Annotated in this window: 13 protein-coding genes and 3 pseudogenes; 13 read left to right on the top strand and 3 right to left on the bottom strand. The window is 68.3% G+C overall.

All coding sequences use genetic code 11. From position 1 onward, the window contains the following. Nucleotides 1-127: 127 nt before the first annotated feature. From ABT186_RS17075 to exaC, 4 genes and pseudogenes are all read left to right on the top strand, one after another. Nucleotides 128-337: pseudogene (locus tag ABT186_RS17075) on the top strand (acetamidase/formamidase family protein); the annotation flags it as partial. A 59-nt stretch (nucleotides 338-396) separates the two neighbouring features. Then, nucleotides 397-1,041: an N-acetylmuramoyl-L-alanine amidase gene (locus tag ABT186_RS17070; protein WP_351234004.1), complete on the top strand. Its 645-nt coding sequence runs from the start codon at nucleotides 397-399 to the stop codon at nucleotides 1,039-1,041. 186 nt (nucleotides 1,042-1,227) lie between these two features. Further along, a complete protein-coding gene (locus tag ABT186_RS17065) occupies nucleotides 1,228-2,505 on the top strand; it encodes a GAF domain-containing protein (RefSeq protein ID WP_351925611.1) in 1,278 nt (425 codons plus the stop codon). A gap of 166 nt (nucleotides 2,506-2,671) precedes the next feature. Beyond that, nucleotides 2,672-4,195, top strand: a complete 1,524-nt coding sequence (gene exaC, locus ABT186_RS17060; protein ID WP_351925609.1) for an acetaldehyde dehydrogenase ExaC — start codon at nucleotides 2,672-2,674, stop codon at nucleotides 4,193-4,195. Here the strand turns inward: exaC and ABT186_RS17055 are convergent. Then, nucleotides 4,169-5,034, bottom strand: a pseudogene (locus ABT186_RS17055) (integrase core domain-containing protein). The gene exaC and the pseudogene ABT186_RS17055 sit on opposite strands and share 27 nt — an antisense overlap. Nucleotides 5,035-5,168: 134 nt before the next feature. Then, nucleotides 5,169-5,651, bottom strand: a complete 483-nt coding sequence (locus ABT186_RS17050) for an SRPBCC family protein (protein ID WP_351232941.1) — start codon at nucleotides 5,649-5,651, stop codon at nucleotides 5,169-5,171. Between the two features lie 101 nt (nucleotides 5,652-5,752). Here ABT186_RS17050 and ABT186_RS17045 point away from each other — a divergent pair, with 101 nt between their 5' ends. Then, a complete protein-coding gene (locus ABT186_RS17045; protein WP_351232943.1) occupies nucleotides 5,753-6,466 on the top strand; it encodes a TetR family transcriptional regulator in 714 nt (237 codons plus the stop codon). A 112-nt stretch (nucleotides 6,467-6,578) separates the two neighbouring features. On the opposite strand, the pseudogene ABT186_RS17040 reads toward ABT186_RS17045, so the two are convergent. After that, nucleotides 6,579-6,893, bottom strand: a pseudogene (locus tag ABT186_RS17040) (transposase); the annotation flags it as partial. Nucleotides 6,894-7,655: 762 nt separating this feature from the next. Here ABT186_RS17040 and ABT186_RS17035 point away from each other — a divergent pair. The 8 genes from ABT186_RS17035 to ABT186_RS17000 all read left to right on the top strand — a co-directional run bounded on the left by ABT186_RS17035 (nucleotide 7,656) and on the right by ABT186_RS17000 (nucleotide 15,861). Next, a complete protein-coding gene (locus tag ABT186_RS17035; RefSeq protein WP_351925607.1) occupies nucleotides 7,656-8,660 on the top strand; it encodes a substrate-binding domain-containing protein in 1,005 nt (334 codons plus the stop codon). An 85-nt stretch (nucleotides 8,661-8,745) separates the two neighbouring features. Next, complete coding sequence (locus ABT186_RS17030; protein WP_351232945.1) at nucleotides 8,746-9,528, top strand: TIM barrel protein; 783 nt, start codon at nucleotides 8,746-8,748, stop codon at nucleotides 9,526-9,528. Nucleotides 9,529-9,622: 94 nt separating this feature from the next. Continuing rightward, nucleotides 9,623-10,678, top strand: a complete 1,056-nt coding sequence (locus ABT186_RS17025; protein WP_351232947.1) for a Gfo/Idh/MocA family oxidoreductase — start codon at nucleotides 9,623-9,625, stop codon at nucleotides 10,676-10,678. A gap of 580 nt (nucleotides 10,679-11,258) precedes the next feature. Then, nucleotides 11,259-12,284: a LacI family DNA-binding transcriptional regulator gene (locus ABT186_RS17020; RefSeq protein WP_351232949.1), complete on the top strand. Its 1,026-nt coding sequence runs from the start codon at nucleotides 11,259-11,261 to the stop codon at nucleotides 12,282-12,284. A gap of 308 nt (nucleotides 12,285-12,592) precedes the next feature. Continuing rightward, nucleotides 12,593-13,321 carry a TetR-like C-terminal domain-containing protein gene (locus tag ABT186_RS17015; RefSeq protein WP_351925605.1) on the top strand — a complete coding sequence of 243 codons (729 nt, stop codon included), beginning with the start codon at nucleotides 12,593-12,595 and terminating at the stop codon, nucleotides 13,319-13,321. Between the two features lie 40 nt (nucleotides 13,322-13,361). After that, nucleotides 13,362-14,516 (top strand): MAB_1171c family putative transporter, encoded by a 1,155-nt coding sequence (locus tag ABT186_RS17010; protein WP_351232953.1) that lies wholly within the window; start codon nucleotides 13,362-13,364, stop codon nucleotides 14,514-14,516. 329 nt (nucleotides 14,517-14,845) lie between these two features. Further along, complete coding sequence (locus tag ABT186_RS17005) at nucleotides 14,846-15,286, top strand: helix-turn-helix domain-containing protein (protein ID WP_351232955.1); 441 nt, start codon at nucleotides 14,846-14,848, stop codon at nucleotides 15,284-15,286. Then, nucleotides 15,283-15,861, top strand: a complete 579-nt coding sequence (locus ABT186_RS17000; protein ID WP_351232957.1) for a toxin — start codon at nucleotides 15,283-15,285, stop codon at nucleotides 15,859-15,861. The genes ABT186_RS17005 and ABT186_RS17000 overlap by 4 nt, the downstream gene beginning before the upstream one ends.

The raw sequence follows: 15,861 nt of genomic DNA, 5'->3' as shown, positions 1-15,861 counted from the left end.
CGTACCGTGATTCACGCGGGGCGCAGTCGGCGGTCAGTGGCTGCGCATGAGTCGAATCGGGGGGTTCACATGGCGGGGGAGACTGCTCTGCGCCTTCGGCGCGAGGCGATCGGCCGGCGCGAGGTCCCGTTCCAAGTCCGACACCCACATCATCTCAACGGGTTCGGCCCGCCCGTTGGAGGGTTCGCCACCCAGACGGTCGAGTCGCTCCGGCGAACGTCTGCGACACCAACTACACGTGTGTGGCACAACCCCGCGAGGAATGGCTCCCGGACGCGAGACGCACCGGGGAATCCACGCCCAGTTGTGCGAAACGGCGGCCGCGTTGAGGCGTTGAGTACAGGACGGACACGATCGTTACATCTCAGAAGTTCACGAACGAAAGGTACTCTCGGCATGGAAGAAGCCGAATCAGAACTATCCCGACCGGAACAATCTGAATCTGAACGAGCAAGGCCCCTCACGAGCCGGCGGCAGTTACTGAAGGGGGCGGCCCTCGCCGCGGTTCCTTACGTACTGCTCCCCACGGCACCGGCCGCGGCCCGGCCCCGGACCGTCGACTACTCGTCCGCGGACTGGCTGTCGGCGGACTCTGCCAACTACACGCCCTCCTACCGGCCCCTCAGCTACCCGCTCGACTTCGTCGTCATCCACGTGACGCAGGCGAACTACACGAGCACCCTGGGCATCTTCCAGAACCCGCGGAAGAACGTGTCCGCGCACTACGTCGTGCGGTCCACCGACGGGCACATCGCACAGTGCGTCCGCGAGCACGACATCGCCTGGCATGCGGGCAACTGGGACTACAACACCCGCAGCATCGGCATCGAGCACGAAGGGTGGGTGGACCGGCCCGCGTACTTCACGGACGCCCTGTACGAGGGATCGGCCAAACTCACGGCGGCGATCTGCACCAGGTACGGCATCCCGAAGGACCGGGCACACATCATCGGGCACTACGAGGTACCGGGCACCGACCACACCGATCCGGGGCCCAACTGGGACTGGGCACGCTACATAAGACTGGTCAACGCCGCCTGACCTGACGAGGGCGACGGCCTGGCGCAGCTGGGGGCGCGGGACCGGCCGGCCGAGGCTCCAGGCCCGTAGGTCCGGGGGCGGGATCCGTCACGGTCTCGTTCGGGTCGATGACGGTCGAAACGGTTGTCGGTGCGCATCCGGAGAGTGACGATGTTCCCGTCCGCATCGCCGTCCCGGGAGGCCGCAGTGACCGATCCGTGGTTGGCCCTGGAGCCGGGGGCCGATCCCGTCGAACGGGTGCGTGAGCTGCGCCGCGCTCACGAGACGTTCACGGCGGCGGGCACGGTGCCCCGGCGGGTGCGTTCCGTGGTGGCCGATTCGTGGCGGCGTTCGGCACGCGCGGGTGTCGGGCCGGACGGCACGGCCTGCGTGGAACTGACGGATGGCGACCTCGGCTCGTACCGGGCGGAGCACCCTCTGGCCCGGGTGATGCCGTTGGTCCGCGAGCTGATGGGTCCCTTTGCGGCGGACGGCGAGCATCTGCTGGCGGTGTGCGATTCGCAGGGCAGGCTGCTGTGGGTCGAGGGGCATCCCGCGACCCGGCGGCGGGCGGACCGGATGAACTTCGTGCCAGGTGCGCGCTGGGCGGAGTCGGCGGTGGGGACGAACGCGCCGGGGACGGCCGTCGCCGTGGACCGGCCGGTGCAGGTGTTCGCGGCAGAGCACTTCATCCGGCGGGTCCAGCCGTGGACGTGTGCGGCGGCGCCGGTGCACGATCCGCGGACCGGACGGGTGCTCGGGGCACTGGACATCACCGGCGGGAACGGGCTCGCGCATCCACACAGCCTCGGATTCGTCCAGGCCGTGGCACGCGCTGCCGAGTCCCATCTGGCACTGCTGTCACCGACCGAAGCAGCGGCGGACACGCTGGAGGTGACGGCACTGGGCCGCGACGAGGCGCATCTCCTCGCCGGCGGCCGCACGATCAGGCTCAGCCGCCGGCACAGCGAGATCCTGGTGTTGCTGGCCCGACACCCGGAGGGCCTGACGGGGGACGAACTGCTGTGCGCGCTGTATGAGGACGAGTCGGTGACGCCGGTGACGCTTCGGGCAGAGCTGGCGCGACTGAGGCGGCTCCTCGGCCCGGGGCTGCTGGCCTCCCGCCCTTACCGGCTGACAGCCGCGGTCGAGTCCGATGTGGCGGCCGTGGAGCGCCGGTTGGCCTCGGGGGCGGTAGCGGCGGCCGCGGCGGCGTACCCGGGGCCGCTGCTTCCGGGTTCCCAGGCACCTGCGGTGGCCCGGTTGCGGCGCAGGCTCGCCGACGGCTTGCGGACGGCGCTCATCGCCCGCCGCGACCCCGATCTGCTGGCCGACTGGGCGCGCTCACCGTGGGGTGAGGACGACCTGGAGGTCTGGCGCGCGCTTGCGGCAGTGCGGCCGACAGCGGCCGTGAGGGCGCGTCTTGACGAGCTGGAATCGGAGTTCGCGGCACCGACGGGGTGGGGGCGTAAGGCACCCCGCTGACGCAGGGCGCGACGTGGCGGGACTCCTGGTGCAGCCTGGCAAAGGGGCCACCGTGTTGTCCCTCCGCCACAGCCCGCGCCGCAACGTACTCGCAACGTCCGCGTTCCTAGCCTCGCGCCGAGAGCTGCCCAACGGCGGGCAGCGCTTTCCCGGGAGGCAGACCCGCATGACCCGTTACGCAGCGCCCGGCACCGAGGGCGCGATCGTCTCCTACCAGGCGCGCTACGACCACTTCATCGGCGGTGAGTACGTACCGCCGATCGGCGGCCAGTACTTCGAGAATCCGTCTCCGGTGAACGGGCAGCCGTTCACGGAGATCGCGCGGGGCACCGCCGAGGACGTGGAGCGGGCGCTGGACGCGGCGCACGCCGCCGCGCCCGCCTGGGGCCGTATGTCGATGACCGAGCGCTCCGACATCCTCCGGAAGATCGCCGATCGGATGGAGGCCAACCTGGAGCAGCTGGCGGTGGCCGAGAGCTGGGAGAACGGCAAGCCCGTCCGGGAGACCCTGGCCGCGGACATCCCGCTCGCCATCGACCACTTCCGCTATTTCGCGGGCGCGATCCGCGCGCAGGAGGGTTCGCTCGGCGAGGTCGACGACGACACGGTGGCGTACCACTTCCATGAGCCGCTCGGCGTGGTCGCGCAGATCATCCCGTGGAACTTCCCCATCCTGATGGCCACGTGGAAGCTCGCACCGGCCCTCGCGGCGGGCAACGCGGTCGTCCTCAAGCCGGCCGAGCAGACCCCGGCGTCCATCCACTACTGGCTGAGCCTGGTCGCCGACCTGCTGCCGCCGGGCGTAGTGAACATCGTCAACGGGTTCGGCGTGGAGGCGGGCAAGCCCCTGGCCTCCAGCCCGCGGGTCGCGAAGGTGGCGTTCACCGGTGAGACCACGACGGGGCGGCTGATCATGCAGTACGCCTCCGAGAACATCACCCCCGTGACGCTCGAACTCGGCGGCAAGTCCCCGAACATCTTCTTCGACGACGTCTGGTCGGCGAACGACGACTTCCGCGACAAGGCACTGGAAGGCTTCACGATGTTCGCCCTCAACCAGGGCGAGGTGTGCACGTGTCCGTCGCGTGCGCTCGTGCAGCGCGGCCACTATGCCGACTTCATGGAGGCGGCCGTCGCCCGCACGGAACAGATCAGGACCGGCCACCCGCTGGACACGGACACGATGATCGGCGCCCAGGCGTCGAACGACCAGCTGGAGAAGATCCTCTCCTACCTGGACATCGGCAGGCAGGAGGGCGCGAGGATCCTGACGGGCGGGGAACGCATCGAGCACGACGGCGAGTTGAAGGGCGGCTACTACGTCCAGCCGACGATCTTCGAGGGCGACAACCGCATGCGGATCTTCCAGGAGGAGATCTTCGGCCCGGTGGTGTCGGTGACGTCGTTCGACGACTTCGACGACGCGATCAAGATCGCCAACGACACGCTGTACGGGCTCGGGGCCGGAGTGTGGACGCGGGACATCAACACCGCGTACCGCGCGGGCCGTGCCATCCAGGCGGGCCGAGTCTGGACGAACTGCTACCACGCGTACCCGGCGCACGCGGCGTTCGGCGGATACAAGGGATCGGGCATCGGCCGCGAGACCCACAAGATGATGCTGGAGCACTACCAGCAGACGAAGAATCTTCTGGTGTCGTACTCACCGAAGAAGCTGGGCTTCTTCTAGACGCAGAAAAAGGGCGCCTGACCAGGGCAGATGCCCGCCAGGCGCCCTTCTCGGCGTACATCGATTGGGGACGGGGCCGGCGGGTGGTAGCCCTTTCAGCGTCTGTCTCCGGTGGTGGTTGTAGTTGTGCAGCCAGATGGGGAACGCATCGCGGCATTCCTGCTCACTGCGGTAGGGCCTGGCGTAGGCCCATTCGTCGAGGAGGGTGCGGTTGAAGCGTTCCACTTTCCCGTTGGTCTGTGGCCGGTAGGGGCGGGTGCGTTTGTGGGCGATCCCTGTCTCGGCCAGTGTGTTGGCCCACGTGCGTGAGCGGTAGCAGGAGCCGTTGTCGGTGAGGACGTGCTGGACAGTGATTCCGGCCTGACGGCCCAGCACCTGATGGCCGCCGCCATTGGGGACGTTGCCGAGTTTCTTGATGTCGACATGCACCACCTCACTCGGTGCGGCGTCTCGTAGCGCCGGATGACACGCCCGATGGTGCGGTCGAGGTGCGACAGCATGGCGAATCCGTATCGGCTGAGCACTCTGTGCACAGTGGAGGGATTGAGAGCGAGCAGATAGGCGATGCGGGCTGGGCCCCAGCGGCGCAGAAGGCGGACTTTGATGATGCGCCGCTCAGCGCGGGTTGGCGTGCGACGCGGGCTGAGGTGCGGGCGGCTGGAGCGATCTGTCATTCCAGCAGAGCCGGTCTCCCGGTATCGGTCTGCCCACCGCTTCGCCGTGGTGGGCGAAACCTGGAAGCGTTCAGCTGCACGACGGAGTGGCCATTGATCGTCGACCACACACTGGGCCAGGCGCAGGCGGTTCGTCTCGGTCAGTGGTGCGTTGCGGTGGACCATCCGGTTCTTTCTGGCTTCGAGGATGACGATGGCCGGTAGCACGGGTGATGTCCCGCGCCACCGGCCTCGGTGTGGGCGCCGCGAACGGTGAGGTGCGGAAGTGCCCGCTCTTCAGTGGGTTCCTGTTACAGCCCTTAGTGCCGCTTGGGGCGCAAGGTGCTATCCGGGCGCAGGGTGCCGTCGCCGTCGAGGTCGTCCAGCACGGCGGGCAGGCCCTTGGTGAGCATCTTGGTGCGGACGGTGCCAAGGATTTTGGCCATGAAGAATCCTCCGGCGCCGGTGAAGCCGGTGTGGTGGTAGGTGAAGCGTGTCCCGCCGCCGTACGGTGCGAGTTGGTAGGTGACCTCCGTCACCTCGCCGCCGCCCTCGTCCTGCCAGGAGTAGCGCAGGAGCGAGGGCTCACGTGCCTCCAGCACCTCGCACAGCACGACGCCGCTCCACCCCGGCTTCGGCTTCGCGATGAACTTGAACGTCGTGCCGGCCGTGGCCGTGAAGCCCTCCGGGCGTGCGCCGGCGCCGGTGGCCGTCCATAGCGGGATCAGCTCTGGATCGGTGACCGCGCGCCAGACCTTCTGCGGCGGGTGAGGGTAGTCGCGGACGATGTGGATGGTGCTCATGGCGGGCTCCTCGGGCATGGGCGTCAAGCGCAGCACATACTTACAGTCAATGAAAACTTACAGCAACAGAAAATTTATTGCGACTGGACTAAGGTTTACCCATGAGCATGCGCACTGTGGACTGGACGGCCTTGCGCCGTCGCGACGCGGAACCCGCCGCCGAGGGACTACGGGAGCGCAAGAAGCGGCTATTGCGACGGCAGCTGTCGGACACGGCCACCGAGATGTTCATGGAACGGGGCTTTGACGCCGTGCGTGTCTCCGAGATTGCCGAAGCCTGCGGGGTGTCGGAGAAGACCGTGTTCAACTACTTCCCCACCAAGGAGTCCCTCGTCCTGGACCTGGGCGAGGCCACGTTGGACTCCCTGCGGACCACGCTGGCCGATCCAGATCTGTCGCCGGTCGAGGCCGTGCTGAAGATCTTGTCCGACGAGCTGGCGGGCATCACATCCTGGCTGACCGAACAGGACGACCTGGCCCAGGCAAAGCACATGCTTCTGCGCTTCGGCATGCTGATCAGATCCACCCCGTCCCTGCGGGCCTATCAGCGCGACATGGGTGATCAGCAGGTCGCCGTAGCCGCCGAAGTCCTGGCTCAGCGCAATGAGATGAGCCCGGACGACCCCGAACCACAGATCGCCGCAACCGCCCTACTCGCCCTGTGGCCCATCCAGTTTCAGGCACTACGCAGGCACCTGAACCGCGTCCAGACCCCCGAGCAGCTGCACGACATGGTCAGCGCCGACGTCCGACGCGCAGCCCAACTCATCGACACAGGACTGGCCTCGCTCGCCCCCGCCCGGCACAGCAAGTGAACCGGTCAGCCGGTCTCGAGTAACGCACGATGTGCCATGTGCCCGCGGTGTGCCTTCGTAACAACAACGGCCGTACCGCTCGTGCTCTGTCACCAACCTCTGTGGCCAGAACACCTAGCCGCTTTTCGGATTCGATGCCCTTGCGGGCGATGCGGTGCCGGATGCCCCGCTGGCGTAACCATCGACGCAGGTGGTCGTAGTCGTAGCCCTTGTCGGCGTGCAGCTTGCCCGACCTGCGTCGGCGGGGTCCGCGGCGGGAGCGGATCGGCGGGATGCCGCGCACGAGCGGCTCGAGGGCCTGGCTGTCGTGGAGGTTGGCGCCGGAGATGCCGATGGAGATGGGCAGTACGGTCCGCTCCATGATCAAGTGAATCTTCGAGCCTTGCTCGCTGCGATCCACCGGATTCGGGCCCGTCAGATACCCCCGTTGAGGGCCAATGCCGCGTAGTTGAGCCTCGGTCGGGTGCGTCAATGGCGCTGGTGGTTGGTGCTGATCTTGGTGGATCCACGAGGCTGTGAGCATGTAGGTGCCGTGATCGGGCTTATGGCGGAGCCCTTCTCGAGCCCACCGGCTCAACTGAGCGCAAACGCTGTGGAAGTTGGGGTATTGAAGGGCGTGGCCCCGGACGCATGAAGCGCCACAACGTTGCCTTGGATACAGTGCGCGGATGGGCGAGACGATCACCCTGGTGCGGCTCACTTGGTGCTGCGCGGCATGCTCGTCGCGATGCCGCTGTTCGGCTCGGTGACCCCGACCGTGTTCTACCTCGGAGCGCACCCGGCCCAGGCCGGTTACGGGGCGGGGGTGTCCACCGGCTAGATCGGCGCCGTCTTCGCGATCACCACGTCCTTCTCGACGGCAGGCGCGCTCCTGGCACCGCTCGTCGTGAGTCACGCGGTCCTACGGCGATCGCTTCAGGCAAGCCCCCGGACATGTTGTCGAAACGTCCTGACAAACCCATTGACATCACCAGCGAGGCACTCAACAGTGCGGACGGCTAGAACGTACTAGTAGTACGTTCTAGTTCCTGCCGAGCTGCACAGCCCCCTTGGCTGCCGCAGACGACACCTCTTCGCCGCACACGGCGCCTCCAAACCGCTCGCCCGCCTCTCCAGGCCGGGCGGGGATGCCTTCGTCAAGGCCGGAACCCGATTCCCACTCTGATCAGCACAGCGAGGTGCAAGGGACATGCACAGACACCACAGAGTCGCCACCCTGACTGCCACCGTTCTCGCCGGCGCCCTGTTCGCCACGGGTTGCTCCAGCAGCTCGGGGGGCAAGAAATCCGAGGACAGCGCCGCGGGCGTCTCGGCGGGCAAGGCGACCACGCCCCGGATGACCGTGGCTCTGGTCACTCACCAGGCGCCCGGTGACACCTTCTGGGACACCGTCCGCAAGGGCGCCGAGGCCGCCGCGGCCAAGGACAACATCAAACTGGTCTACTCGTCCGACCCGAATGCGGGCAACCAGGCCAACCTGCTGCAGAACGCGATCGATCAGAAGGTCGACGGCATCGCCGCCACCCTGGCCAAGCCGGACGCCATGAAGGACGTCGTGGCCAAGGCGGAGCAGGCCGGCATCCCCGTTGTCGGCCTCAATGCCGGGCTGAGCGACTGGAAGAAGCTCGGTCTACTGGAGTACTTCGGCCAGGACGAGAACGTGGCAGGCGAGGCATTCGGCAAGAAGCTGAACGAGGTCGGCGCCAAGCACTCCGTCTGTGTCATCCAGGAACAGGGCAACGTCGCCCTCGAACAACGCTGCGCGGGCGTGAAGAAGACCTTCTCCGGCAAGACCGAGATCCTCTACGTCAACGGCACCGACATGCCGTCGGTGAAGTCGACGGTCACTGCCAAGCTCTCGCAGGAGAAGTCCATCGACGAGGTGGTCACACTCGCCGGGGCCGGAGGCCGGCGGTGTGGTCACCGCCGGCTCAGCCTGTATGGGTCAGGCTCGGTACCGGGTCCCCTTCGTGGCGAAAGTGGCGATCGTGTCCGACGGGGCAGCAAGGCCAAGGTGCACTGCACCGCGGTCAGCGCGATCGGGGCGGAACCGACGGACGTCCCGGTCAGCCAGGGTGCCGCACCGTGCGGGCCGAGGTCGGCCGATGACGCCAGGCGTAGCAGCCCGGCCCCGCCGCGTGCGGCACCCAAGGCGACTGGAACGTTACAGCCCTCGCAGTCACCGAATCCTTGACAGAGCCCTGCGGCGGCTGGCGTACTGCTCAGAGATTCATAGAACGTTCTAGTCTCCGGATGTCCGGAGAGAGAGGAGAGCCGCGATGTACGCACTGGCGGTCTGCGCGGAGATGGTGTTCCGCAACCTGCCGATCGAGGAGCGCGCCCGGCGCCTCCACGCGGCCGGCTTCCAGGTCGAGATCTGGGACTGGACGAAGCACGACCTCGACGCCCTCGCACAGAGTGGGGCCGAGTTCGTCTCCATGACGGGGTATGTGAGCGGCAGCCTCACCGACGAGGACGGCGCCGCCGAGCTGCTGCGCACGGCCGAGGAGTCACTCAAGGCCGCCGAGCACCTGGGCTGCACCCGGCTGAACCTCCACGGAACCGGGCTGGACGGCCAGGGACTGCCCGTGGTGCCGGTGCACGGGGAACCCACCGGCGCGATGTGGATGGCCGCACAGCGCACCCTCGCCCGGATCTCCGAACTCGGCGAGAACGCCGGCGTCACCTTCACCCTGGAGAACCTCAACACCGCGGTCGACCACCCCGGCGTACCCTTCGCCAAGGCCGCCGACACCCTCGCACTGGTCGCCGCCGTGAACCGGCCGGGGCTGCGCATGAACCTGGACCTGTACCACGCCCAGATCGGCGAGGGGAACCTGATCGAGCTGGTCCGCGGTGCCCACGGCGCGGGACTCATCGGCGAGATCCAGGTGGCGGACGTACCGGGCCGCTGCGAGCCGGGCACGGGAGAGATCAACTACCCGGCCGTCGCCCGGACGCTGGCCGACATCGGCTACGAGGGCACCGTCGCCATGGAGGCGTGGGCCTCCGACGACAGCGAGTCCGCGCTGGAGCGCTTCCGCGCCGCCTTCACCCTCTGAGCAGGAGCGCCGCGGGACATCCGTCCGCCTCACCTCCACACACAACGGCAACCGCCACCACCAAAGCCACGACGCAGCAAACGGAGCACGTGCCATGACCTCCCCCCAGTCCCTCGCGGTCGGCCTCATCGGCGCCGGACGCATGGGTTCCTTCCACGCCGAGACCCTCGCCCACCGCCTGCCCGGCGTGCGGCTGGCCGCCATCGCCGACCCCGCACCCGGCGCCGCCCAGGCACTGGCCGCGCGTCTCGACTGCCCCAAGGTGTACACCGAGATCGGTGACCTGCTCGCCGACCCGGAGATCGAGGCGGTCGTGATCGTCACGCCGGCCCGCACCCACGCCGGACTGGTCGAGGCGGCGGCACGCGCGGGCAAGGGGGTCTTCTGCGAGAAGCCGATGGCCGTCACCCTGGACGAGGCCGACCGCGTCATCGCCGCCGCGCATGAGGCGGGCGTGGCCCTTCAGGTGGGCTTCAACCGCCGCTTCGACGCGGGCTTCCACGCCGCCCACGAGAAGATCACCGCCGGTGACATCGGCACCCCCCAGCTGCTGCGTTCCCTCACCCGGGACCCCAAGCTGCACGACCCGTCGCGCATCCCGCCTTGGACGATCTTCTTGGAGACGCTCATCCACGACTTCGACGCCCTGCGCTACCTCAACCCGGGAGCCGAGCCCGTCGAGGTGTTCGCGATGGCCGACGCCCTGGTCCGGCCCGACTTCAAGGACCAGGGGCTGCTCGACACCGCCGTGGTGACGATCCGATTCGACAACGGCGCCATCGCCACCGCGGAGGCCAACTTCCAGGCGGTGTACGGATATGACGTCCGCGGCGAGGTCAAGGGCTCGAACGGCATGCTCACCATGGGCGACCTCCGCCGCACCCATCTCACGGCATACGGCCCGGCCGGCGCCGCCGCCGAATGCGTCACGTACGACCAGGACCTCTTCCACGCCGCCTACGTTGCCGAGCTGGCCGAATTCACCGACAGCGTCCGCGACAAGCGCACCCCGTCGGTGACCGGCGAGGACGCGCGGGCCGCGCTGGGCATCGCACTCGCCGCGATCGGTTCGATCACCACGGGTGGCACGGTCCGGGTGGGTGACCTCCGGGTAAGCCCCCCGGCCGTGGAGCCGGCCTCATCGCGCTGAGCGCATACGTCCCTGCCCGGAGTGGCGCCGCGGCTCGCCCACGCGGCAGCTCGACGAGGCCCCGCGCTCAGGCCTACAGAGGCAGACGCATCCTGGGCCTCCACCCCGACGAAATCCACCCCTCGGCCACGACTGCCTCCCACGCGATCCCCGTCGTGGCGCGGCCGAACCGATCGCCCCTGCCCCGCGGGCCGCCCGGGGCGGGGCTGCGAGGGCCGCAAGCCGTACGTCGTCATCGGAGCGGGCCGCTGTCGCCGGAGGCCACGCCTCTGCCGTGACAGTGCCCTCGTGGCCGAGGTCCGCCAAGCGCGGGTGACGGCAAGGGGATCTCCTGGCTTGCCGGTTCGCCTGCATGCCGAATGGTCGATGGACGTGTTGAGGCCCGCCAGTGTGAACCGGAGTGCAGACGGCCCCGCGCTCTCGGCCCGCTCGGCGAGGCCGGTGAGCATGTGCGTCGGGCGGCGATGCCCATCCCTCCGGTGGCCTCGCCGGCCACGGGCACCGCTCCCCCGTCACCACGCGAGACTAGAACGTTTTACAATCGGTGCTCAGGACACAATCCCCGAACAGGGAGGACAGAGTGCCGACGCCCCCGGCGGTCCCCGACGGAAAGCGGCCGACGCTCGCCGACGTGGCGGCACGGGCCGGGGTGTCCACGGCGCTGGTCTCCATCGTGATGCGCGGCGCGAAGGGCGCCGGCGCGACCACCCGCGAGCGCGTCCAGGAGGCCGCGCGTGAGATCGGTTACCGCCCGGACGCCAGGGCGAGGCTGCTGCGCAGCCACCGTTCGCGGCTGCTCGGGGTGCAGTTCGGCCTCCAGCATCCGTTCCACACGGATCTGGTCGAGGGCATCTACGCGGCGGCCGAGCCGACCGGGTACCAGATCGCGCTGAGCGCCGTGACCGCCGGGCGCGGGGAGCAGCGCGCCGTGGAGACGCTGCTCGCCGACCGCTGCGAGGCGCTGATCCTGCTCGGCCCGCAGGCCCCCGAGGCAGGGCTGGCGGAACTCGCCGGGCAGCTGCCGGTTGTCTCCGTGGCCCGTCGGCTGCGAACGGCCGTCCCCGGCCTGGAGGTCGTACGCACCGCCGACGACAAGGGAGCCCGCCAGGCGGTGGACCACCTCGTCGCACTGGGCCACCGCGACATCGCCCACATCGACGGCGGCCGGGCACCGGGCGCGGCCGACCGGCGCCGCGGCTACCGCACCGCCATGAACCGCCACGGCCTCGGCGAACACATCCGCATCCTCCCCGGCGGGCTGACCGAGGAGGAAGGCGCCGAAGCCGCCCGGAAGCTTGCGGAGGCCCGCCCGCGCCCCACCGCCGTACTGGCCTTCAACGACCGCTGCGCGACCGGTGTCCTCGACGTCTTCCTCCGCTCCGGCATCGCGGTCCCCGACGACATCTCCGTCGTCGGCTTCGACGACAGCCACCTGGCCCGCCTGGCCCATATCGACCTGACCACCGTCGGACAGGACATCACTCTCCTCGCCTCACTCGCCGTCGGCCGGACCATCGCACGCCTGGAAGGCGACGAGATCCCCGCCGGGGAACACGTCATCGCCCCCCACCTCGTCGTCCGGGGAACGACCGCCCCGCCCCGCTGAACGCAGCCCCGGCGCGCCCCATCGAGTGGTGGTGTCGCGTCAGTCGGTCCTACGTCGGTGTGCGGGTCGATCAAGGCCAGTCGTAAGGTCTTGAGGCCCAGAGACGCCGGGTTCAGCCCGAGCCGGAATACGCGGGAGCCCTGGGCCACCGGAGATGTGCCGCTCACCGGGCATCCGACCGGACTTCTGCCGGTCGGGCGCCGCTCGATCGACCCGCTCACCACGGGTGTGGCCGGATCACAGCGTATGCCCGAGGGGCTGGGGTGACTGCGCTTATGGCCGTTGTGACTGGCAGGTACGGTTCAACCATGGAGGTTTCCGCAACAAACTCAGCCGACGACAACGTCAGGCTCCCGGCGGTCATCAAGGCCACCGCGCGCCAACTGCTGGTGAAGCTCGGCGCCGGAGGGCTGTCCCTGGACACCGTAGCCCGCGACAGCGGCCTGGCTCTCACCGACGTAGAAGCCGTCTTCCCGCATCGGGACGACCTGCTGACCGCGCTGGTCATCGACGCCTACAACGCGTCCGGCACCGCGATGGAGCAGGCCGATCAGGCCGCCACGGACGCCAATGCGTCGGCCGGCGCTCGGCTCCTGGCGGTGACCCGTGCGCTGCGGCAGTGGTCCTTCGACAACCCCGCCGAATTCACGCTGATCTACGGCTCACCCGTTCCGGACTACCACGCCCCGCAGGACACGGTCCCGCCCGCCTCCCGCACCCCCGCCGTCCTGGCCGGCATTGTTCGTTCGGCTCTGGAAGCCGGTGAACTCACCCCGCCCCGGCGGGTGGCGTCCGGGCCGCCGCTGCTCCTTCCGGAGGCCGTGGAGCTCTTCGGCGGCGTTCCCGAAGCTCCATTCTCGGACATCATCGAACGCGGCATCGTGCTGTGGAGCAATCTGATCGGGCTCCTGGTGTTCCAGGTCTTCAGCCGTACCCACGACAGTGTCCGGGACGAGTCCGCGTTCTTCGACTTCGCCATCGCCGTGGCGGCGGAAAGCATCGGACTCGTAGTTCCCTTGGGCGACAACACCGACTGAACCGTCCGCCGCGTGCGCGGCGCCTGCAGGGAATCAGGCCGTGAACACCACTAGAACCCTCTGCTTCGTCATTGCGGCACTCGCGTCCTATGCCGCGCTCGTCTACCGGCTGAGCCAAGTAAGGCGCAATTGGAGGGACAACGCCTACCGCTCACTGGTGATCACTCTGCTGCTCCAGTGCCTCACCTTCACGATGGGTGCCGTCGCCATGGGAGGCAGGAGCTTCCTGGGCGTCGGCAACCTCGCCATCCTGGTGATGCACCTGTCGGCGGTCGCCTTCTGCGTCAGCGCTCAAATCATTCTGCTGCGCTGGGCGACCGCCGACGAGGAGGCGGTACGGAAGACCCGCTACTGGCTGATCACCGGCATCGCCCTCAACGCCCTTCTGACGGCGCTCTTCTTCATGGCCGACGGCCCCGGCCGGCCGGCTTCGGACTTCGAGACCGGCAGTGGCCGGCCGCTGATCCTCGCGTACCTCCTGGTCTTCGTCGTCTCCCAGGCGGTTCCGTGCGTCACCATCTTCCAGCAGTGCGGCCCCTACGCCCGTATGACCGACAAGGCCTCGCTGCGACAGGCTCTGCGGCTGCTCTCCGTCGCCGCGGTGATCCTCTTCCTCTACTGCGTGGCCAGGACGGTCAATATCCTCACCGCGGCGTGCGGGATCGACATCGGCGTCTGGAAGGTTGCCGCTTCCGTCTTCAGCGCCGTGGGCATCGTCGCCCTCTCGCTCAGCCTGACCATGTCCTCCTGGGGGGCCTCGGCGGCCAAATTGCTGGACTGGACGAGGAGTTACCGGTCGTACCGGGCCCTGTACCCACTCTGGCGAGACCTGTACGAGTCCTCCCCGGACATCGTCCTGGAGCCGCCCGGGGCCTCGGTCTCCGACCTCAACTACCGCCTTCACCGGCGGGTCATCGAAATACGGGACGGATGGCGGGACTTGCGCCCCTACATCGACCGCACCACCAACGGCGTCGGCGGACCGGACCCGGCTGCCAGTGAGGAGTCCCGGCAGGCGTTCGCCGAAGCGGCACGAATCAGACAGGCCCTGCACGCCAAGCGCACCGGCACCATCCCCGACAACAACAAGGACGCAGGCGACTTCGAAGATCGTGATACGGACAACTTCACCGCGGAGGTCGCCTGGCTCACCAAAGTCGCATCCGCCTACAGTAAGCTCAGCAACGTGGGTTGAGAGCTCCCGCCCGGTCTGCATCCCCCGTCAGGCCGGGCGGGTTTCCCCCGTGACACCCCCGTCTCCCTGTGGTTCCCCCGTTACTTCTTGCCGGGCCGGGCAGTGTGTCCCGCCCGGCCCGGTCCGACCCGGTCCATCCCCCGAGGGCCGGGCCGGCCCGACGTCACCGGCAACCAACTTGGCCACCCCCGTAGACCAAGTTAACTGACAGCTATCGGCGAGATCCAACGTTGGCGGAGACTCGGTCAATTGTCAACTGACCGCTAATCTGCGAAGCTGTCAGTTAGCTGAGGGCAATGCCTGAGGAGGTGACGGGAGGGAGATTCACGATGTCCGAGACTGACGACCGGCCCCTGCTGGCAGTGCGTCTGGACGACCTCTTCAAGACGGTTCGTCCCAAGGGCAGGCACTGGACCAATGCCGAGGTGGCGGAGGAACTGAAGCGGGCCAACCCCGAACTCAGGGTCGGGGGTGTGTATTTGTCGCAGTTGCGGACGGGTAAACGCGCCAACCCGTCACCGGATCTACTGGCCGCCCTGGCTCGCTTCTTCGGCGTGTCGGTTGCCTACTTCTTCGACGACAAGGTCGCCGAGTCGGTTCTCAGCGAGGTCGCCGCCATAGAGGCGTTGCGGCAGTCCGGTGTCCGCGCCGTGGCGATGCGGGCGGCGGGAATGAAGAAGGAGAACCTTCAGGCCATCACAGCCATCATGGACCAGTACCGGCAGATGCAGGGCCTCCCGCCCGTGACCGACCCCGCGGACCCGGAGTGAGAGGCACCAGAAAGGGCCGGTCGACGGACCAGGACCGCCGCAGTCAGCTCAAGAAGCTCCGGAAGGCCGGCGCGCAGCGGATCGCTGAACTCGATCTGCCGAAGGTGGCCGATGTCGCCGAACTGTGCCGCTACCTCGGCGAGATCCGCAACCGTGCGATCACGTTGGTCCCCATGCAGATGCCCGCGTCCCACCCGTGCGGTATGTGGGTCGCCGCACGCGACGAGGACCTCATCTTCTACGACGCCAACACCACCAGCACGCATCAGGAGCACATCATCTTGCACGAGCTGGGCCACATCATCTGCTGCCATCGCGGGGCAGGTTGGCTGGACGAGGCGACCGCCCGCCTCCTCTTCCCCAACCTCGACCCCGACCTCGTGCGTGACATGCTCCTGCGCGCGACCTACGACGACGTCCAGGAGCAGGAGGCGGAGATCATCGCCTATCTGCTCTCCCAACGGGTGGGCAGCACCGAGCAACGGCAGGACATGCCCCTGGCCGAGAAAGCCGGAGAAGGCGCGGACTCCGGAAAAAACGCAATGCTCGGCCGGATCGAACGCACCCTGATCTGA

It is taken from the genome of Streptomyces sp. NPDC001634, from assembly GCF_040298185.1.
Lineage (GTDB): Bacteria > Actinomycetota > Actinomycetes > Streptomycetales > Streptomycetaceae > Streptomyces.
Note: the sequence above shows the minus strand (reverse complement) of the source record. Positions and strands in the feature narration are given on the sequence as shown.